At 35.7% G+C, this 21,373-nt stretch carries 20 protein-coding genes and 1 other annotated feature; of the genes, 17 read left to right on the forward strand and 3 right to left on the reverse strand.

The features are described 5' to 3' along the window. The 4 genes from AC07SW_RS00005 to AC07SW_RS00020 all read left to right on the forward strand — a co-directional run. Positions 1-378, forward strand: a 378-nt coding sequence (locus AC07SW_RS00005; RefSeq protein WP_494632041.1) for a transposase, incomplete at its 5' end; no start/stop codon positions are given. Positions 379-665: 287 nt separating this feature from the next. Beyond that, positions 666-908 (forward strand): phage terminase small subunit-related protein, encoded by a 243-nt coding sequence (locus AC07SW_RS00010; protein WP_135023511.1) that lies wholly within the window; start codon positions 666-668, stop codon positions 906-908. Positions 909-1,076: 168 nt separating this feature from the next. Further along, positions 1,077-2,285 (forward strand): phage tail tip lysozyme, encoded by a 1,209-nt coding sequence (locus AC07SW_RS00015; protein ID WP_167736725.1) that lies wholly within the window; start codon positions 1,077-1,079, stop codon positions 2,283-2,285. A 124-nt stretch (positions 2,286-2,409) separates the two neighbouring features. Then, on the forward strand, positions 2,410-3,567 hold the full coding sequence (locus AC07SW_RS00020) for a C40 family peptidase (protein WP_494632042.1): 1,158 nt from the start codon (positions 2,410-2,412) through the stop codon (positions 3,565-3,567). Between the two features lie 46 nt (positions 3,568-3,613). Here the strand turns inward: AC07SW_RS00020 and AC07SW_RS00025 are convergent, their stop codons facing one another. After that, entirely contained in the window at positions 3,614-4,651 is a 1,038-nt protein-coding gene (locus AC07SW_RS00025) for a hypothetical protein (RefSeq protein ID WP_135023517.1), read from the reverse strand. A 176-nt stretch (positions 4,652-4,827) separates the two neighbouring features. Here AC07SW_RS00025 and AC07SW_RS00030 point away from each other — a divergent pair, with 176 nt between their 5' ends. After that, a complete protein-coding gene (locus tag AC07SW_RS00030; RefSeq protein ID WP_238610745.1) occupies positions 4,828-5,559 on the forward strand; it encodes an NAD-dependent protein deacylase in 732 nt (243 codons plus the stop codon). Between the two features lie 45 nt (positions 5,560-5,604). On the opposite strand, the gene AC07SW_RS00035 is transcribed toward AC07SW_RS00030, so the two are convergent. Then, a complete protein-coding gene (locus tag AC07SW_RS00035) occupies positions 5,605-6,624 on the reverse strand; it encodes a S66 family peptidase (protein ID WP_135023521.1) in 1,020 nt (339 codons plus the stop codon). Positions 6,625-6,770: 146 nt separating this feature from the next. Here AC07SW_RS00035 and AC07SW_RS00040 point away from each other — a divergent pair, with 146 nt between their 5' ends. The 7 genes from AC07SW_RS00040 to dtd all read left to right on the forward strand — a co-directional run bounded on the left by AC07SW_RS00040 (position 6,771) and on the right by dtd (position 13,268). Then, positions 6,771-7,394 carry a DNA-3-methyladenine glycosylase gene (locus tag AC07SW_RS00040; RefSeq protein ID WP_135023523.1) on the forward strand — a complete coding sequence of 208 codons (624 nt, stop codon included), beginning with the start codon at positions 6,771-6,773 and terminating at the stop codon, positions 7,392-7,394. Positions 7,395-7,408: 14 nt separating this feature from the next. Continuing rightward, positions 7,409-7,903 (forward strand): DUF3013 family protein, encoded by a 495-nt coding sequence (locus tag AC07SW_RS00045; protein ID WP_034569947.1) that lies wholly within the window; start codon positions 7,409-7,411, stop codon positions 7,901-7,903. A gap of 21 nt (positions 7,904-7,924) precedes the next feature. Continuing rightward, the gene (gene prmA / locus AC07SW_RS00050) at positions 7,925-8,875 is read left to right on the forward strand and encodes a 50S ribosomal protein L11 methyltransferase (protein ID WP_135018482.1); all 951 of its coding nucleotides are present in this window, start codon (positions 7,925-7,927) and stop codon (positions 8,873-8,875) included. Further along, positions 8,876-9,634, forward strand: a complete 759-nt coding sequence (locus AC07SW_RS00055) for a 16S rRNA (uracil(1498)-N(3))-methyltransferase (protein ID WP_034569943.1) — start codon at positions 8,876-8,878, stop codon at positions 9,632-9,634. 66 nt (positions 9,635-9,700) lie between these two features. Continuing rightward, on the forward strand, positions 9,701-10,372 hold the full coding sequence (gene deoC / locus AC07SW_RS00060) for a deoxyribose-phosphate aldolase (protein ID WP_135018483.1): 672 nt from the start codon (positions 9,701-9,703) through the stop codon (positions 10,370-10,372). A gap of 222 nt (positions 10,373-10,594) precedes the next feature. Then, the gene (locus tag AC07SW_RS00065) at positions 10,595-12,805 is read left to right on the forward strand and encodes a RelA/SpoT family protein (RefSeq protein ID WP_494632044.1); all 2,211 of its coding nucleotides are present in this window, start codon (positions 10,595-10,597) and stop codon (positions 12,803-12,805) included. Between the two features lie 16 nt (positions 12,806-12,821). Beyond that, entirely contained in the window at positions 12,822-13,268 is a 447-nt protein-coding gene (dtd, locus tag AC07SW_RS00070; protein ID WP_135018485.1) for a D-aminoacyl-tRNA deacylase, read from the forward strand. Between the two features lie 39 nt (positions 13,269-13,307). Here the strand turns inward: dtd and AC07SW_RS00075 are convergent, their stop codons facing one another. Next, positions 13,308-14,627 (reverse strand): N-acetylmuramoyl-L-alanine amidase family protein, encoded by a 1,320-nt coding sequence (locus tag AC07SW_RS00075; RefSeq protein WP_034569929.1) that lies wholly within the window; start codon positions 14,625-14,627, stop codon positions 13,308-13,310. A gap of 209 nt (positions 14,628-14,836) precedes the next feature. Further along, positions 14,837-15,052 (forward strand) — a binding site (T-box leader). Between the two features lie 79 nt (positions 15,053-15,131). Between AC07SW_RS00075 and hisS the strand changes: the two genes are divergently transcribed. The 5 genes from hisS (at position 15,132) to AC07SW_RS00100 (ending at position 21,268) form a co-directional block, all read left to right on the forward strand. Then, positions 15,132-16,454, forward strand: a complete 1,323-nt coding sequence (gene hisS, locus AC07SW_RS00080; protein ID WP_034569925.1) for a histidine--tRNA ligase — start codon at positions 15,132-15,134, stop codon at positions 16,452-16,454. Between the two features lie 25 nt (positions 16,455-16,479). Further along, the gene (gene aspS, locus AC07SW_RS00085) at positions 16,480-18,267 is read left to right on the forward strand and encodes an aspartate--tRNA ligase (protein WP_463684644.1); all 1,788 of its coding nucleotides are present in this window, start codon (positions 16,480-16,482) and stop codon (positions 18,265-18,267) included. A gap of 147 nt (positions 18,268-18,414) precedes the next feature. Further along, a complete protein-coding gene (gene sppA, locus AC07SW_RS00090; protein WP_494632045.1) occupies positions 18,415-19,443 on the forward strand; it encodes a signal peptide peptidase SppA in 1,029 nt (342 codons plus the stop codon). Position 19,444: 1 nt separating this feature from the next. Beyond that, entirely contained in the window at positions 19,445-20,218 is a 774-nt protein-coding gene (locus tag AC07SW_RS00095) for an RDD family protein (protein WP_034569916.1), read from the forward strand. A gap of 147 nt (positions 20,219-20,365) precedes the next feature. After that, positions 20,366-21,268 (forward strand): deoxyribonuclease IV, encoded by a 903-nt coding sequence (locus AC07SW_RS00100; RefSeq protein ID WP_034569913.1) that lies wholly within the window; start codon positions 20,366-20,368, stop codon positions 21,266-21,268. Positions 21,269-21,373 lie beyond the last annotated feature (105 nt).

The following is a 21,373-nucleotide window of genomic DNA, read 5'->3' on the forward strand; positions in this document are numbered from 1 at the left end:
AAAAAAATGGAAACAAAAATTGTCATTAAAGCTCTAGAAGACGCTGTTTTAAATCGAAAATTATCAACTAATTGTATCTTGCATACAGATTTAGGATCCCAATACACTAGCTCAGAATATGAAAGAAATCTTGAAAAATTAGGGATTTCACATTCTTACAGTCGAAAAGGCTGCCCTTATGACAATGCAGGAATTCAATCCTTTCATGTGTCATTAAAGAAAGAACACGTGTATCAAAGACCAACGTACACAACGTTTGAAGAAGCGAAAACTCAACTTTTTAGTTACGTCCAAGGATTTTACAATAACCGCAGAATTCACAGTGTGTTAGCTTATTTGACTCCTAGTCAATTCGAGCAGCACATTTTATCTGCTTAACATAAAAAATCTCTCGCAAAAGCTGTCTCACCTATTGACCCAGATACATATTCCTATAAAGAGTTGAAAATATGGAAATTGTATTTTGAAATGAAAAAAGATGATATTTCTTCAATTACATTAATACTCTTGAGATATAAGCGTCACTGAACTATTTGATTTTAAAAAAACAAAAAAATTAGCTAATTAATGGCACTCGAATGAGTGTCTTTTTATTTTGCTTTAAATACATAAATCACTTAAAGGTGATTACAAAACAACACGAAACGTGAGGTGGTGAAAAATGAGTGGCTAGACAACGAAACCCTTTGAGGGATAAAGCAAAACAAATATGGTTAGAATCTAATGATGAAAAGCCTTTAGTTGATAGTGCAATTGGATTGAAGAAGTCATCTAGCACTATCCGAAAATGGAAATCAACAGATAAGTGGGACAATGAATTGAAAGGGAGTGATCCCTTAAAAAACAATCAAAATTCTATAACACATAGTTTGTTTTCTAAAGGGCTACCAAAGGAAACTGTGGAGTAGTTCTACTTAATAATCTAGTATTTAAAAAGACTTTTGAAAGAACTTAGTTAGAATATTAAAAGATTCTAGATAGGAAGAGTATCCCTAAAAAAGATATGATTGAGTCAGTAAGAAAATAGTACAAAGAATCGTTATTTTTCTTATAAAAATTAATTGGAGGGAAAAACAATGGTAGAAAACGCAACAGAGAACGCAAAAGTAATTTATTTATTTTTTAGAAATAAGGGATGGACAGCACAGGCAATTTCTGGATTACTTGGGAACATGCAAGGAGAGTCAGGTATTATTGCAGATAAAGACGAACTAGGCGGTGGGGGTGGCTATGGTCTTGTACAATGGACACCGAAATCAAATTTAGTTAACTGGGCGAATAGCAATGGACTCAATTATCGTACGGTAGAAACACAATGTAAAAGAATTCAGTGGGAACTTGAAAATGGGAAACAATTTTATGCGACGACTGCTTACCCACTAAATTTTAGACAATTTACTCAAAGTACGCAAAGTCCAACCTATTTAGCAAGTGTCTTTATTCATAATTATGAGCGTCCAGCAAATCCAGATCAACCACAAAGAGGAATTTGGGCTGAAGAGTGGTTCAACTTATTGTCTGACACTACAGAAAAACCACTAGACCCAAAACGTAATTTCGGTGTGAAAATCTCTTATTTTCTTGAAAATGAAGTATTAGAAAAATTAACCGAATTTCGTAGTGCATTTCCTCAATACAGTGCTTGCTTAGAATATGCAGGAAATCAAAAATACAGTATCGTCATTCAACCATTTACTTATTTGGAAGTAAATGCTAAAAAAATGGAGATTCAAGGGAAATTCCCACATTGGACAATGGCTGTTGCAGAATTAGTCGATTTTTCTACAAGAAAAGCTCTTCTTATTGCGCCATTCAAAGGTGTTGAAGTTGGGGAAGCTTTTCTAAAAATTAAAAAAAGATTTGGTTTTTCAATGACCATTAATCCAAGCCCTTATGGAGATGCCGGTCGAGTTGATTATTCAAAAGAATTAAATAAAAACTCAATTGTAGTTAGTCCGTTTTCAAGTGGAGAAGCATTAGATAAATTAAATGAATTTAAAAAAGCCTTTCCAAGTTATGCTGCAAATACCTTTTTAGAGCAGCGTTTAGAGAATGCTGAGCAATATCATTTAGTGATCCAACCTTTCGCACCTGTTGAAGTGAAGGATGCACTTAATGAAATCAACGGTCGTTTTTCAAGTTGGATGAAAAATATTCAGGCTTTTCATAATGTTGGGGATCCAAAGGCTATTTTAATCAGTCCCTTTACTGGAAGTGAAGTTACTGAAAAATATCTTTTAGTAAAAAAAGAATTTGGTTATTCAATGGAAATTGTTGATGCCTAGGTTATAAAAATTTGATACCCGAGATAACCAATTACTAGTTGATTTATCGGGTATCGCTATTAATAGTATAATACAAAATAGGTAGTTGGTTATTTCAGAATAAAAAAATAGGAGTGATCGATTAATGAAGAAAAAAGTCATGATTGTGGTAGGTTTATTAATGCTTAGCTTTATTATTGGAAGTCAAAAATCAGAAGCCATAGGAACGAGACAAGATATTGTAAATGAAGCACATAAATACCTAGGAGTCCCATACGTATTAGGTGGCACAACACCGAATGGATTTGATTGTTCGGGCTTAGTTCAATATGTTTTTAGACAGCAAGGCTATTCATTGCCTCGTGTAACAACTGAGCAAGAGTATGCAGGAACTGTAATCAGTGTTGCAGAAGCTCAACCAGGAGATATTTATTTTTTTGGCAGTCGTGGCAGAACGTCACATGATGGGATAGCAATTGGAGGGGGTAATTTTATCCATGCGCCGACCACAGGAGATGTCGTGAAAATTACAAATATTAAATATTTTAAACCTAATTTTGCAGTTCGTATCATTTCTAACACACCACCAATTGCTACACATAAGGCAATTGTGATCAGTCCCTTTAATGAAAATGAAGCATTAGATCGTTTGGCAGAATTTAGAAAAGCGATGCCACACTATGAAGCATTTTTGAAACAATTGCCGAATAAGACACAATATGAATTAGTTGTTCAACCATTTACAGTAAACGAAGTTCAGGGGAAACTATCTGAATTGAATAATAAGTTCCCAGGTTGGTCGAAGCAAATTGTTGATTTACGTGATGTGGCGAAACCACAAGGAGTGCTAATCAGTCCCTTTACTGGAAGTGAAGTTGCCGAAAAATATTTGGAAATTAAACAAAAAACAGGTTATATGACACAAATTACTGGCAACGTATCAGGGCAAGTGGATAAAACTAAAAAAGCTGTTGTAATTAGTCCTTTTAACGAAAATGAAGCGTTAGATCGTTTGAAAGAATTTAGAAAAGCCTTTCCAAGTTATTCAGCATTTTTAATGCAACTGCCAAATAAAACACAATACCAATTAGTTGTACAACCTTTTACACCAAGTGAGGTAGCTTCTAAAGTTCAAGAATTTAAAGTGAAATTTCCTGGATGGAGCATGATTACAACAGACTTGCAAGATGTTGTAAATCAAAGAGGTGTAATGATTTCACCATTTAATGGCAAAGAAGCGGGTGAACGATACATTGAAATCAAACAAAAAACAGGTTATATCATGCAATTAGTAGATGCATAAAATAAAAAAGAATGGATTATCTAAAATGAGATAATCCATTCTTTTTTTAATAACAAAACTTACAAGGCGTTAATCCACGATTCTGTGCTTCTTCAAGAGTAGCTGAACGGGTAGAATTAGCATTGTTCAGACCACGACAATTAGGCGAAGCATGATAGCGATGTCCAGTAGTTGTAACGTATACAGTATTTCCAACTGGTGTTTGGGCTGCTTGAGCCGCTTGAGCTTGTTCATTAGCAATACGATTTGCTTCAGCAAGTTGTGCTTGCTCTGCTGCGATTCGTGCAGCTTCTTTTTGTTCACTAGCAACGCGGTCAGCCTCAGCTTTTTCGGCTGCTAGTCGATCTTCTTCAGCTTTCTTTTCAGCAGCAAGACGGTCAGATTCAGCTTTTTCGCTAGCTAGAATAGTAGTGTTTACGGTTGTTAGACGATCAGATAGACCTTTATTCTTTTGACTTAATGATGCTACCAACGTATTGGCTTTATCATAATTTTCTCTGGTAGGTGTTGCTTCTGCAAGCTCAACAGCTTTTATAGCTGCTTCAAGTTGTTCTTTGGCAATTTTTTCCGCTTTAGCCTTTTTCTTTGCTGCTGCTTTTGCAACTTTTTGTTCGTTTATTAATTTTTCATTTTTACTTTGTTGTTTAACGGCTACTTGTTTTTTTCCCTTTTGGACAGTCAGCTTTTCTGCATAGGTTCCAGTTCCTTTGTAAACAAATTTCCCAGTTAAATTAGAACCATTCTTTCCTAATTTCTTTTGAACACTGCTGGGTTGTTTTTTTACTACTTGAGTAGCATACGTGATTTTATAGGTACCGTATTTTTTTCCTTTAAATTCTTGTTTGACAAAACCTTTTTTGTCGACTTTTAAGTTAAATTTTTCTTTAAAATCTTTTGGACCCTCAACAGTCGTTTGAATTTTAGTATCCTTTGGTAAATTCGTTTTAACTGCTAAATCCACGTTCTTTTTAGTTGCTGATGAAGTTGATTTAAACGTTAAATCCAAAGTGTCTTTTGCTAGAGCTGGAGTTGCAAGGGTAAAGAGCGTTGCAATCGTCACCAACTGTAAAATCATTTTTTTCACGTTTTATTCCTCCAAAGTTCATGTTATGATAAGACTTAACCATTAAAGAATTTGAGTTATCATCTTATATAATATATGTTATCATAATTAAGCTTCAGAAACTATTGCATTTCCTATCAAAAAGGACAGAAAAAGAGACGTTTATGACAAAGTCAGCTAGAAGGGTTGTGGAAATATTGGGAAATAAAGCACTTATTTTACAAAATTTAATTGAACACCATCAAAAAATCGTTTTTTTTGGCGGTGCAGGGGTTTCAACTGAAAGCGGCATTCCAGACTTTAGATCTGCAGATGGACTCTTTAACCAAGAATTAAAGACTAAAGTGACACCAGAAGAGATTGTCAGTCATTCTTTTTTGAAAAAGCATCCTCAGTTGTTTTTTGATTATTACTTTAAGCATTTAATTTATCCATCCGCTAAACCAAATCCAGCACATGCTTATTTAGCGGCTTTGGAACAGCAAGACAAATCAGTGACAGTAATTACTCAAAATATTGATGGCTTGCATCAAGTAGCAGGCAGTCAAAAAGTATTGGAATTACACGGAAGTGTTCAGCATAATCATTGTGAATTATGTCAAAAAAAATATTCTTTAAATGAGTTAATGCGTGATGAAAATGGGATTCCTCGTTGTGATGCGGATAACGGTATTGTGCGACCAGATGTTGTTCTTTATGGAGAGGCATTAGAGGATGTTGTCATTGATCAAAGTATCCAATCAATTAAAGAGGCTGATTTATTAATTATTGCGGGTACGTCCCTTTCAGTCTATCCTTCTAGTGGCTTGATTGACTTCTATCAAGGAGAAGACTTAGTTTTAATTAATAAAAGTAGTTTATCTGCTGAAAGCCAAGCGACATTGGTAATTCATCAAGCAGTAGGGGAGTTATTTCAACAGCTTAACTAATAAAAAACAAGACTAAGCAGGGATAAACTGAATAGTCTTGTTTTTTTAATTAAATGTTTGAATCACAGTGGCGTGTCCATTTGAATAGCTTACTTCAAGATAGGCACCATTAATAAACGTTAACTGTGGAGGAACATGACCACAATCAATGTCGTAAAGAATGGGAATCTGTAATTCTTCCGCAAGCATTTGATAGACATCTATAAAATGATAATCCTCAAAAACCTCATTGGCATTGCTACGACCAAATAAAATTCCGGTGCAATGCTTAAACCAGCCTGCATAGTGCATTTGAAGCAAGCTTCTTCTTAAATCAGCACTATTGAGTTCACAATTTTCAAGCACCCAAAGCACAGGTTCATCAGGAATATGTTCTTGCCAAAAAGCTTCTACATCTCCAAAAGGGGTGCCAATTAAATGGCGAATAATGTCAATACAGCCACAAAGAACGCGTCCTTCTAAATGCTGACTAGTTATTGTGGGATCAATATGGCGCCATTTTGTGGGCTTATCGAGATGAAAGGGACTATCATTAGTTTTTTCAAAGTCCCATTTTGATTGATAAAAGGAAGAAGACTGTTGCGTCACACTTTTACCAGGTAATGTAGTTAATACCGTTTGATAACTTGCCGTTGTGTCATCCATCGTTGTTCCACGTAAATCAATAAAATTTGTTCCATGAGCCGTTGCGATACCTGTTTTTAAGGTAATAGCTAATAACAAGCCACTAATATCGGAATACCCCAATAGCCATTTTGTTGGAAATGAATTGAAGTCGATTAACGGCAACATTTCCAATAATAATTCACCACCCCAAGGCGGAATGATTAAGCTAACTTCTTGATTTGTAAGTAGCGCGTTTAATTCGTTGTTTCGCACATAAGCTGGACTGGAAACGACATTTTCTTGCGTCCAAACGTTAGGTGTTACGATGACTTCTTGACCTTGATTTTTAAAATAGTTAATAGCCATCCAAAGCATGGGTTGCAACTCTTTTTGAACGCCACTTGATGGTGCTGTGACACCGATTTTTTTCTGACGATCCCAAATTGGATAACGAATCATAAAAAATCCCCCTTTCTTACGATTGTTCTTCTTACTTATATTGAAATAATTAAGCTCGTTTGTCAAGAAAGCTTAATTTATAGTAACAGAATAAAGGATTTTCATGTATACTATAATGGAGGAAATGAAAGGAATCGTATCGTGATATGGAGCCATGGTTAGACAGCAGTAAAACAACTGAAGAAATTGCAAAATCTTTGTTAGGCAGATTGCTTGTAAAAGAAACACCTGAGGGCACTGTTAGTGGATGGATTGTTGAAACCGAAGCTTATTTAGGTGTAATCGATGAAGCAGCTCACAGTTTTAATGGGAAAAACACTCCCCGTTTAAAATCCATGTACGAAGAAGCAGGTACAATTTACGTCTATCAAATGCATACTCATCAAATGTTAAATTTAGTCGTAAAAGAAGAGGGGAATCCGGAAGCTGTATTAATTCGTGGCATCGAGCCTCTTATGGGACTTGAATTAATGGAGACTAGACGAGGTAAAACAGGCATAGAAGTTTCTAATGGGCCTGGTAAATTAACAAAAGCCTTTGCAATTAATCAAACGGATGAGGGTAGTAAGATTTATGAAAAACCTTTGTATATAGCTAATGAAAAAAGAAAAATCCCAGTGTCTATTGATGTATCACCACGAATCGGTATTCCTAATAAAGGTAAATGGACAGAGGCACCCTTGCGTTATAGTGTTGCAGGAAATCCTTATGTCTCTAAACGTAGAGGAAAAATAGACGGAAATAATGGTTGGTTAGAAAATAATCGATGAAAAGAGGAATAGAAATGGCAAAATTAGATTGTGTAACGTATATTGAGGAAGTAATGGACGAGGCTCATTTAGAATTTGATTGGATGGTACAATGGAATAAACGCCAAACAGCAGTTGAAATTTTTTGTTCTATCTTTGCAGAAGTTGACTTAGCTGAGACTGTTATCGAAGATGTAGAAGGCACCGTTACGGAAAATGATATTATTGAATTTGAAGATGCTATCATTTTCTATGACCCTAAAAAAACGACATTGGATTTAGCAGACTACTTAGTAGCTATTCCATTTGATAGTAAAAAAGGGATAGAAAAAGGATTAATTGATGCTGTGATTAAACAATTACGCATTGTGATGACAGAAGGACAATCAGACTTATTAGATTTTGCAACAGATCCAACAATCGAAACATTTGAATTGAACTGGAATGAGGCAGACTTTAAGGGAACCCTTGAAACGTATCGTGAAACAGGACGATACAACACTGAATTGGCAGCATATCCTAAATTTTAAAAAGCGTTGGAGGAATAAAACATGAAATGGACAGAAGTGAGTGTATTAACAGCAAGCGAAGCGGTTGAAGCCGTTTCGAATATATTAGTGGAAGCAGGAACAAGCGGTGTATCAATTGAAGATCTTTCTGATTTTGAAAATACACCAGACGATGGATTTGGTCAAATTTGGGCATTAGATGAAGCGGACTACTCAAAAGAAGGGGTCGTCATTAAAGCCTATTTTCCAGAAACGATTTTCTTACCAGAAATTTTACCAAGCATTCAACAACGAATTCTAGAGTTGAAAACCTTTGGCCTAGATATTGGACCAAATGAAGTTAAAACAAGTGAAGTCAGCGATACAAGCTGGGCAACGGCTTGGAAAAAATACTATCATCCATTGCAAGTAACGCGTTTTATGACAGTTGTTCCAAGTTGGGAAGAATACACACCTAAGTTTTCTGACGAACGCATTATTCGCCTTGATCCAGGTTTAGCCTTTGGAACAGGAACACATCCTACCACACGTTTATCGATGCAAGCATTAGAAACGTCGATTGTCGGTGGCGAAACGATTTTAGATGTGGGGACTGGTTCTGGTGTTTTAAGCATTGCCAGTAAAGCGTTAGGAGCAGGAGACGTCTATGCTTATGATTTAGATGAGGTAGCCGTTAGAGCAGCAAAAGAAAATATGGATTTAAATGACTATGCAAAAGAAGTTCAAGTTGCAGCGAATGATTTACTTAAAGGTATTTCAATTGAAGCAGATATTGTTATGGCGAATATTTTAGCTGAAATTATTTTATTATTAATTGAAGATGCATGGCGCGTGTTAAAACCAAATGGGTTGTTTATTACTTCAGGAATTATCGATAGTAAAAAAGATACGGTATTAGAGCAGTTATTAGCTCAAGGATTTGAAATTGAACAAGTTCAACAAATGAAAGATTGGTTTGCTATCATTGCTAGAAAACCGTTGGAGGAAGACTAAATGCAACGTTACTTTCTTGAAGAATCTCTTTCCGATTACCAAACACAGCCAATTGAGATAGAGGGAGAACAATACCATCATATGGTGCGAGTAATGAGGATGAAAGAAGGGGAGACTGTTTTTCTAGTCTTACCTAAAGGTCCATCCTTTATTGCAGAAATTAAAGGAATTGAATCGGATAAAGTCATTTGTAAATGGCTTTACGATGAAGAGCAAACAAAGGAATTGCCAGTTGAAGTCGCAATCGTTAGTGGCTTGCCAAAAGGTGATAAGCTAGAATTGATTGTCCAAAAGGGGACTGAGCTTGGAGCAAGTGAATTTATTCCTTTTGCAGCAACCTACTCCATTTCAAAGTGGGAGCCTAAAAAAGTTAGCAAAAAAATTCAACGCTTAGAAAAAATCGCCTTAGAAGCAGCAGAACAATCTCATCGAACGCAAGTCCCAGTCATTTCAACTGTTCTTTCTTTAACAGAGTTGATCGTTAAAAGTCGTTCATATGATGTCTGTTTAGTGGCATACGAAGAAAGTGCCAAACAAAATGAAGGTAGTCAGTTTGCAACAGCATTAAAAAAATTAAAGCCTGGTGAAAAAGTTCTTCTTGTTTTTGGACCAGAAGGTGGGTTATCTGAAAAAGAGGTTACCAAACTTAGCGAAGCAGGATTTGTTTTATGCGCATTAGGACCACGTATTTTACGAACAGAAACGGCTCCTTTATACGCACTTTCTGCAATTTCTTATCAATTAGAATTGAATCACTAAGAGTTGATAAGCGCATACAGGTTCAAGTATACTAATACTATAAACTAACAGAAAGTAGGAATCGATATGATAGAAAAATTAAACAAGTACATTGATCATACCTTACTAAAACCAGAGGCTACGGAAGAACAAATCAAGCTTCTTTGTGAAGAAGCAGTACAATACGATTTTATGTCTGTCTGCGTGAATCCAACTTGGGTTAAAAAAGCAACAGCTTTTTTAGAAGGTAGTCAAGTGAAAGTCTGTACAGTTATTGGGTTCCCACTTGGAGCAAACACCCCAGAAACAAAGGCATATGAAGCTAATGATGCGATTCGTAATGGTGCAACAGAAGTTGATATGGTAATTAATATCGGTGCACTAAAAGATCATGACGATGAACTTGTATTACGTGATATAAAAGGCGTTGTGGATGCTGCCAAAGACCAAGCACTGTCAAAAGTGATTATTGAAACAGCACTTTTGACGGAGGAAGAAAAAGTAAGATCATGTGAACTTGCTAAAAAAGCAGGAGCAGATTTTGTTAAAACCTCAACTGGCTTTTCAACTGGAGGCGCCACTGTTGCTGATATTCGTCTAATGCGTGGAACCGTTGGACCAGAAATGGGTGTCAAAGCAAGTGGTGGAGTTCGTAGTTTGGAAGATGCAACAGCTCTTATAGAAGCTGGTGCAACTCGCTTAGGCGCTTCAAGTGGTGTGGCAATCATGGAAGGACAAGTAGCGGCAACCGATTATTAAGAATACAGAAAGACTCTTTTAAAACACATTTTTAAAAGAGTTTTTTTCTTTGGAAAAATGCTAAAAGTTATTATTCTGTTTGAATTTAAGAGAAATTAAAGTTATAATTAATAAAAGTGTAAAAAGTAAAGAAGCGCTCTTTTTGAGCGCTTCTTTTTACAACAAGCCTAACGATAAGTCGTTGAAGGCCTACTTACAAAAAGAGGAAAAGAAGGTGACGTTATGCCCAAAAATAAAGATTATTCAGCTGGTGAAGTAATCGCATTGACCACAACTTATATGAACAGTAGCCATGTGGCATTTGTCAAAAAAGCATGTGATTATGCGACTCATGCTCATGAAGGACAGTTTAGAAAATCAGGAGAGCCTTACATTATTCATCCAATCCAAGTTGCCGGGATTTTAGCAGAATTAAAAATGGATCCTGCAACAATTACAACTGGTTTTTTACATGATGTTGTAGAAGATACCGACATGACCTTAGAAGATATTTCAAGAGAATTTTCACCAGAAGTAGCCATGTTAGTAGACGGGGTTACTAAATTAGGGAAAATAAAATATAAATCTCATGAAGAGCAACAAGCCGAAAATCACCGTAAAATGTTGTTAGCAATGGCGCAAGATTTACGCGTTATCATGGTGAAATTAGCCGACCGATTGCATAATTTGCGTACCTTAAAACACCACCGTCCAGATAAGCAACGAAGAATTGCTAATGAGACACTTGAAATATACGCACCATTAGCACATCGTTTAGGGATTAGTCGTATCAAGTGGGAACTAGAGGATACTTCTTTACGTTATTTAAATCCACAACAGTATTACCGAATTGTTCATCTAATGAATTCTAAACGGGAGGAACGAGAAGCCTATATTGCAGACTCTATTTCAAAAATTCAAGAATCAGTTGATGAGTTAAATATGAAAGCTGAAATTTATGGGCGTCCAAAACATATCTATTCCATTTATCGTAAAATGAAAGATCAAAAGAAACAATTTAATGAAATCTATGATTTACTTGCAATTCGGGTAATGGTGGATTCTATCAAAGATTGTTACGCTGTGTTAGGGGCAATCCACACACGTTGGAAACCGATGCCAGGGCGTTTCAAGGATTATATTGCCATGCCAAAGGCTAATATGTACCAGTCACTACACACCACTGTAATTGGACCTAATGGTAATCCTGTTGAAGTTCAAATTAGAACCTTTGAAATGCATCAAGTAGCCGAGTTTGGGGTAGCCGCGCATTGGGCGTATAAAGAAGGTATTACTAAAAAAGTCGACAACGATCCAGTTGGAACGAAGTTAAGTTGGTTTAGAGACATTATTGAGTTACAAGATGAAGCTAATGATGCAAGTGACTTTATGGAAAGTGTAAAAGAGGATATCTTTAAAGATAAGGTATATGTCTTTACACCAAAGGGCGATGTTAGTGAATTGCCATCAGGAGCAGGTCCATTAGATTTTGCTTACAATATTCACACTGAAATTGGCAATAAAACGATTGGAGCTAAGGTTAATAGTAAAATTGTTCCCCTAAATTACAAGCTTAAAAATGGCGATATTGTTGAAGTGATGACGTCACCAAATTCATTCGGTCCAAGTCGAGACTGGGTTAATTTAGTATCCACAAGTAAGGCGAAAAATAAAATAAAACGTTTCTTCAAATTACAAGACCGAGAAGTGAATATCGACAAGGGTCGCGACATGGTGGAAAAACAATTACAAGAAATGCAATTTACACCAAAAGACTTTCTAACAAAACAACACATCAAAGAACTTTTAGAACGGTTTAATTTTACAAGTGAAGACGATTTATTTGCAGCAGTAGGCTATGGAGAATTAACGGCCTTAATTATCGCAAATCGTTTAACTGAAAAAGAACGTCGTGAACGTGACCTTGAAAAGCAAACTCAAACTATGAATCAAATGGATAAAAAGACCAAAAAAGAGCCAGAAAAAATGAAAGTTCGTCACGAAGGTGGCATTGTTATTCAAGGCGTCGATAACTTATTAGTTCGAATTAGTCGCTGTTGTAGCCCCGTACCAGGAGATAAAATCGTTGGATATATTACTAAGGGTCGAGGTGTTTCAATCCACCGTGCAGACTGTCCTAATATCAAAGGTGCGGATGATATCGAGAATCGATTAATCGATGTGGAATGGGAAGATGCGGCTTCAAAAGGACATGATTATGATGCGGAACTTCAAGTAGAAGGCTATAATAGAACAGGCTTATTAAATGAGGTTCTGCAAGTTGTAAATAGCATGACGAGAAATTTAACAAGTGTCAATGGGAAAATCGATAACAATAAAATGGCAACAATTACGTTGACGATTGGCATTCAAAACTTAAATCAATTACAAAAAATTGTAGACAAAATTAAAACGATTCCAGATGTATACAGTGTTAGACGGATGACAACTTAAAAGTGGAGGCGATGAGTTGAGAGTTGTAATTCAACGAAGTAAAAAAGCAGAAGTTGCCATTGAGGGTATGGTAGTAGGAGCGATATCAAAAGGATTAGTCTTATTAGTTGGCATTAACGAAGAGGATACTCAAGAAGATGTGGATTATTTAGTAGGGAAAATAACAAAGATGCGTATTTTTGAAGATGAAAATGAAAAAATGAATTTAGCTATTACCGATGTAGCTGGCGAAATTTTATCAATTTCACAATTTACATTGTTTGCTGATACAAAAAAAGGCAATCGACCAAGTTTTATAAAAGCAGCAAGACCAGAACAAGCAATTCCTTTATATGAAGCTTTTAATCAAGGGTTAAAAGACATGGGGATATCGGTTGCAACAGGTGAATTTGGCGCCGATATGCAAGTCTCGTTAATAAATGACGGTCCAGTTACAATCATAATAGACAGCCAATCAAAATAAAAAATAGGATTTGATCCACGGATCAAATCCTATTTTTTATTATTTTTTAAAGTATTGATTTAAAGATTGAACAATAGTATTTGAAATTTTTTCTCGATAACTGTCTGTATTAATCATTGAACTATCCGTCGTATTATTCACATAACCAAGCTCTAACAATAGAGCAGGTTGCGTATTTTCTCTTGTTACTTGGAAATCACCAAAACGCACACCGTTATTAGGCAACGGACCATTAGCCAGTCCATCATTCACTATTTTTGCAAGTGCTTTGTCACGTTCGTGGTAATAATACGTGGTTGTTCCGCTTCCATCATTCGCATTTTCCGTTGAATCATAATGAATACTGATAAAGACGTCAGCTTTAGCTTGGTTACTGATAGCTGGACGTTGGCGAAGACTAACGCTCTTATCTGAATCACGCGTTAAAATAACATTCGCACCGACAGCTTTTAGTTTAGCTGCTAATGTTTGAGCGGTTTTTAACGTCGCTTCTTTTTCGTAAAAGGTAGATGCTTCTGCGCCTGGATCATCCCCACCATGTCCTGCGTCAATGACGACAGTCGCTTCTGCTAACGATGAAACATTAGCCAGTGGTGCAGAAGAAGTATCAGCAGATAAATCAACTAACCAGCTAGCGACATACCCATCAATACCAGCATCATTTCGAATATGGTACCAATCGCCACTTGTTCCAACATAGTCAAAATTTTGACCTTTAGTAGCGGTTGTTACTAAACTAGACGTTGTACCTGGTGCACTTCGAATATTAGCTTCTTCATTTCGAATTGTAATGGTCTTGATTGAAGCTGATTTCTCATCAGTTGTACTAACAGTCGTCGGAGCTTCTTGTTGAACAGAAGCTGGTTTTACATCGATAAATTTTGAACTAATCCAAGCTACTTGTTGATTGTATTGAATTTGAGTCCAACCATTTTCTTGATACAACACAGTTAATTCTGTTCCCTTTGTAACAGAACCAATGATTGCTGCTTGATCGTTGCTTTCACTGCGAATGTTAATTTTTTCTCCGGTAACAGTTCCCATGGTATTTGTAGCAGCACTGATTTCAGTATTATTTACGAGCCAGCTCGCAACCCAACCAATTTTGTCATTGCTTAAACGCACTTTGTACCAGTTGTTTTTTTCTTCTAAAATATTGACTCGATCTCCTGCACCGATTTGGGTCATCGTATCATAAGATAAACCCGGTCCAGTTCGAACATTTACTACAGCGGCGTCAATTTTAATCGTACTATAATTTGCTAAAGCCATTGTAGCAAAAGCAGTAAGGCTAATTAATAGAATGAAAAAAAGTAAAAAAGTCTTTTTATGATTCCTCGGTATTGTTGTCTGTTCCATTCATTTATCCACTACTTTCTACTTATCCAAATAAATCAAATTTCAAAAAAATGATTTCTCTTTAATTATAGCAATATTTCCTAGTAATTAGCAATTTTTTTAATTGAAAAATAACAAAAATTTAGCGAATTCTCAAAAAAGTTCGAAAGAATTGTAGATAATCTCTTGACAAGGGAAGGTGTTTCTTGTAATCTTGTTATAATCTAATAAGTTACCTGATGAAAGAAAAAGTAAACAAAATTAGCGAGTATAAAGAGAGGATCTTCGATGGCTGAAAAAGATTCCCGTAATTTTGATTGAAAGACACTCTGGAGGGTTAACAGTGCAAAGCTGTTACGTTTACGAGCGTTAATCGTTGAGGAAAGCATCCATTGCTTTCAAAAAAAGGTGGTACCACGGTCTAATTCATTTCGCTCGTCCTTATTCTATATAGAATAAGGGCGGGCTTTTTTTATTTTACAAATAGCATTATTCAACTAATTATTATCTAAGGAGTGTTTTAAAATGGCAATTCAAAGACCAAAAGGCACAGCAGATTTATTACCAGGAAATTCAAAAAAATGGCAATATGTGGAAGAAATTGCACGTATGATTATGAGAGATTACCAATTTCATGAAATGAGAACGCCAATTTTTGAAAGTTATGATTTGTTCTCACGTGGTGTAGGAGAAACCAGTGATATTGTTTCTAAAGAAATGTATGACTTTATGGATAAAAAGAATCGTCATATGGCACTTCGTCCAGAAGGGACAGCAGCGATTGTTCGTGCATTTGTTGAAAATAAATTATTCGGACCGGAATTTGCTAAGCCGTATAAAGTATATTACATGGGACCAATGTTTCGCTATGAACGTCCACAAGGCGGACGTATGCGTCAATTCCACCAATTAGGCGCCGAAGTATTTGGTAGCGATAATCCAGCAACAGATGTTGAAACAATGGCATTGGCAATGGATATTTTTAATCAGCTAGGATTAAAAAATATTAAATTGGTTATTAATACATTAGGGGATAAAGAAAGTCGTGATGCCTATCGCGCGGCATTGATTGCATTTTTAGAACCTCATTTTGATGAATTAAGCCATGACTCACAAGTTCGCTTACACAAAAATCCTTTACGTGTCTTGGATAGTAAAGATCCAAAAGATAAGGAAATTGTTGCAAATGCTCCATCTATTTTGGATTACTTAAATGAAGTATCCGCAACTTATTTCAATTCCGTTAAACTTCTTTTAGAAGCGTTGGAGATTCCTTACGAAATTGATTCGAATATGGTACGTGGATTGGACTATTACAATCACACTATTTTTGAAATTATGAGTGATGCTAAGAGCTTTGGAGCTATTACAACGCTATGTGCAGGCGGACGTTACAATGGTTTAGTCGAAGAAGTTGGCGGACCTGAAACACCGGGCTTTGGTTTTGGAATGGGCTTGGAACGATTAATGTTAGCTTTAGAAGCTGAACAAATTGAAATTCCAGATCTGGATGAGTTAGATGTATACGTGGTCGGACTAGGAGAAGAAACTAATATTGAAACCTTAAAATTAGTTCAAACCATTCGTGAATCAGGTTTTTCAGCAGAGCGTGATTACCTAAATCGAAAAATAAAGGCTCAATTTAAAACAGCTGATAAATTAGGTGCAAAAGTTGTAATTACTATTGGAGAAGAAGAACTTGCAAATGGTGAAGTGAATTTCAAAGTGATGAAAACAGGAAAACAAGAAAAAGTGTCATTAAAAAATATTTACCGTGATTTTGATAAAGTTTATAATTTACAAACAACAGATATGACAGCATTTAACGAGTTTTTTAACAAAGACTAAAACCAACTAAAAAGGAGCAACTCAAATGGCAAAACGTACAGTTTATTGTGGGAAAGTTTCAGAAGATTTATTAGGAGAAGTAATTACAGTTAAAGGTTGGGTGCAAAAACGTAGAGATTTGGGTGGTTTAATCTTTATCGATTTACGTGACCGCGAAGGCATTATACAAGTTGTTTTCAATCCAGATTTTTCAAAAAAAGCACTAGAAATTGCCGAAAATGTTCGAAGTGAATATGTACTTGAAATCACAGGTAAAGTTGTAAATAGAGATGCTTCAGTAATTAACAAAAATATTGCAACAGGAATGTTAGAAATCGAAGCAAACGAAATTACGATTTTAAATAAAGCTAAAACGACACCATTCTACATTGAAGATGGCGTCAGCGTTTCAGACGATAAAAGAATGCAATACCGTTATTTAGACCTACGTCGCCCAGAAATGACTAAGAGCTTTATTTTACGTCATGAAATTACTAAATCAATTCGTAACTACCTTGATAACACTGGGTTTATTGATATTGAAACACCCTATTTAACAAAATCAACTCCCGAAGGTGCAAGAGATTACTTAGTCCCTTCTAGAGTACACCCAGGTCATTTCTACGCATTGCCACAATCCCCGCAATTATTTAAACAGTTGTTGATGGGAGCTGGATTTGATCGTTATTATCAAGTCGTTCGCTGTTTTAGAGATGAAGATTTACGTGGTGACCGTCAGCCTGAATTTACGCAAATTGACATTGAAACAAGTTTCTTAGAAGCTGATGAAATTCAAGGTTTTACAGAAGAATTATTGAGAAAATTAATGAAAGAAACAAAAGGTATTGATATTTCATTGCCCCTTCCACAAATGAGTTACGATGAAGCGATGAGCCGATACGGTTCAGATAAACCAGATATCCGTTTTGACTTAGAATTAATCCAATTAAACGAGATAGTAAAAGATTCTAGCTTTAAAGTCTTTAGTGGAGCTATCGAAAATGGCGGCGAAGTAAAAGCAATTAATGCAAAAGGTGCAGCTAACAAGTATTCAAGAAAAGACATTGATGGTTTAGGAGAATTTGTTGGCAGATACGGTGCAAAAGGTTTGGCTTGGCTAAAAATGGAAGAGGATGGCTTAAAGGGCCCAATTGCTAAATTCTTTACTGAGGACGCAGAACGCTTAATTGCGGCAACAAATGCAGAACCAGGAGATTTATTATTATTTGTAGCAGATAAAAAATCAATTGTAGCCGACGCTTTAGGAGCATTGAGAAACAAATTAGGAAAAGAATTAGAATTAATCGATGAAACTAGATTTGCTTTTCTTTGGATCATTGACTGGCCTTTATTGGAATACGATGAAGAAAATGGACGCTATACTGCAGCTCATCATCCATTTACAATGCCAAAAGAGAGTGACATTGATAAATTAACAACGAGTCCTGGAGAAGTTTACGCACAAGCCTATGATATCGTTTTAAATGGGTATGAATTAGGTGGTGGATCTCTTCGTATCCACACAAGAGAATTACAAGAAAAAATGTTTGCAGCATTAGGATTCTCAAAAGAAGAAGCAGAAGAACAATTTGGTTTCTTATTAGAAGCATTAGATTATGGATTCCCACCACACGGCGGAATTGCACTTGGTTTAGACCGCTTAGCAATGCTATTAGCAGGCAAAGAAAATATTCGTGAAGTGATTGCTTTCCCTAAAAATGGACGTGCATCAGATCCGTTAACGTCAGCACCAAGTGTTGTCAGTGAAGCACAATTAGATGAGTTGTCACTTGCAACAACAAGAATTGAAGAAGAAACAACCGAAGAAGAATAAGAGAAAAAGTCTTGTGAGAAATGGAAGAATTCTTACAAGACTTTCTTTCGTTAAGTGGAGCCATTTTAGGATAAAGCTTGTAATGCGTCATAAAATTTGTCAAAATAAAGATAAGAAGAATTTAAATTAGCATTGGAGGAATAAAAAGTGAATAAAAAAAGATGGATTGCAATTGTTTCAGCAATAATATTATTTGTAGCATCAATTGTTGCTACAGGAGTTATGGAGATTTCAAAAAAGAATGCCAGCTCAACAAACTCAATTAATGAGTTATTAGGTGGAGAGGATTCACTTTCAGAGAATGTCATTGAAGCTGGAAAGGCTAATCAACGAATCGTTTTGTTAACGATTGAAGGAACCATTTTAGCTGGTGGTACGTCGGGTATGTTTAATACAGCAAGTTACGACCATCAACTATTTATGAGTGAATTGCAAAAAATCGAAGAAGACGACACTATTAAAGGAATTGTTTTATCCGTTAATTCGCCAGGTGGTGGGACGTATGAAAGTGCTCAAATCAAAGATAAATTAGTCGAAATTAAAGAAAAAACTAAGAAACCACTTTATGTATCAATGAAGAATATGGCTGCCAGTGGGGGCTATTATGTGTCAGCAAATGCTGAGAAAATTTTTGCAACAGATGAAACCATGACTGGTTCAATTGGTGTGATTATGTCAGGCTCAAATTACAGTGGTTTATTTGAAAAGCTAGGCATTAGTGATACAACCATTAAAAGTGGAGAATTTAAGGATATTGGCTCAGCTAGTCGCCCAATGACAGAAGGGGACCGTGCTATTTTACAACAAATGATCGATGATTCTTATGGCCGTTTTGTAAATGTCGTTGCAACAGGTCGTCACATGGATGAGTCTCGTGTGAGAGAATTAGCAGATGGGCGAATTTACGATGGCGCACAAGCAAAAGCAGCGGGTTTAGTAGATGAAATCGGCTACCAAGAAGATGTAATCAAAGCGATGAGAAAAGATTACTCCTTAAAAGAAGCAGAATTATTTGAATATCAAGCAGCTAGTCCAAGTCTATCGAGTTTATTTACATCAAAAGCAAGTCAAATGATTTCACCTAAAAATTCGGTATTAAGTGAATTGGATGGTATGATGAGTAAATTTGGAACAACGAATTCTCCTAAAATGATGTATCTGTACGGAGGTGAGTAAAATGTCAAATGATTTCTTAGATAAAAAAATTGATGGAGAAATTGACGAAACAAAACAATTTGATTTAAATGATTTTCAAAAGGAAATAGAAATGGAAGAATTTACTCAAGCCTTAGATCAAGCTGTCGTTGAAAAAGAAATAAGCGATGAGAATGATACAGAGGATACAAAGCTAAGATATGAAGAGAAACTCAATGATATAGAAAATAAAGAAGCTAAAGAAAAAGAATTAGCTTTAAGTCGTGAAATTAGAAGACGTTATTTACATGAAAAACAAGTGGAAGAAGATTTAGCTGAAAAACCGTATCACCGTTATCCAAATTATTTTTATGCAGGATTTTGGTTGCGATTTTTTGCTTATCTAGTCGATTTAATTGTCGTGGGAAGCATCGGTAGAATTATAGTGGATCCTATTTTTTCAGCTTTTCAAATAGAAAAATCGACTGTTCCTTATTCACCTTATGCTTTAGCACACTTAGCAGTTTTTCTACTGTATTTTGTTTTAATGACAAAATTAAGCAATGGGCAAACGATTGGGAAAATGATTTTTGGCTTACGGGTAGTTTGTTTTAGAGAAGAAAATTTAAGTTGGGGAACCGTTATTGTAAGAGAAGGCTTCGGGCGCTACTTAATGCAAGTTTGGTTCTTTATGTATGCATTGTACTTGATTTTATTTTTTAATGAGCGCAAACAGCAAGCAGCAGATTTATTTTGCGATACCAGTGTAGTAACAGAAAACCTAGTGAAAGCGAGTCAGGTAACGATTGTCAATTGATAATAAAGCGTGTCTTTAATTAAGACACGCTTTATTTTTTATTCCTAAAAAATAGAGTGTAACAAAAGAAAATAAATAATTTGTACTTTTAAGAAATATCACATACAATGATTAAGAGGAAAATGGGAAAAAGGGAGAAGTGAAAAAATGGTTTTATTAGGAAGTCATGTTTCAATGAGTGGAAAAAAAATGTTGCTAGGATCAGCTGAAGAAGCAGCAAGTTACCAAGCAAATACGTTTATGATTTATACAGGAGCCCCGCAAAATACTAGACGAAAACCAATTGAAGAAATGAATATTCCACTTGGTCAAGAATATATGAAGGAGCATCACTTATCGAATATAGTGGTCCATGCCCCGTATATCATCAATTTAGGAAATACAATTAAACCAGAGAATTTTGGTTTTGCAACAGAATTTTTACGCCAAGAAATTGTTCGAGCGGAAGCACTAGGCGCAACTCAAATTACCTTGCATCCAGGAGCTCATGTTGGAGCGGGGGTAGATGCTGGACTTGCCCAAATAGTTAAGGGGCTTAACGAAGTTTTACACAAAGACCAAGTAGCTCAAATCGCTCTGGAAACAATGGCTGGAAAAGGAACAGAAATAGGTCGTTCCTTTGATGAATTGGCTCGAATTATGGATGGCGTAACATTAAATGATAAATTATCTGTCACATTTGATACTTGCCACACGAATGATGCAGGCTACAATGTCCGAGAAGATTTTGACGGAGTTTTGACAGAATTTGATAAAATTATTGGATTAGATCGCTTAAAAGTGATGCACATCAACGACTCAAAAAATCCACAAGGTAGTCACAAAGACCGACATGCCAATATTGGATTTGGTACAATTGGCTTTGATGCGCTAAATAAAATTGTGCATCATCCAGAATTAAAAGGACTAGCTAAAATTCTAGAAACACCTTATGTTGGCGAAGATAAAAAAGACAAAAAAGCACCATATGGCTATGAAATTAAAATGCTACGGGAACAAAAATTTAATCCTAATTTATTAGAAGACATTCTTAATCAAGTTGGATTTTAAATCACTAAAGACTCTGATTAAGAGTCTTTTTTTATCCCTAAAATTCGTATAGTTTGACTACCGAAAAAACAACATCTGTGTCATAATGTAACTAAGGAGTCAATG

This window comes from Carnobacterium sp. GW821-FHT04C06, assembly GCF_059420345.1.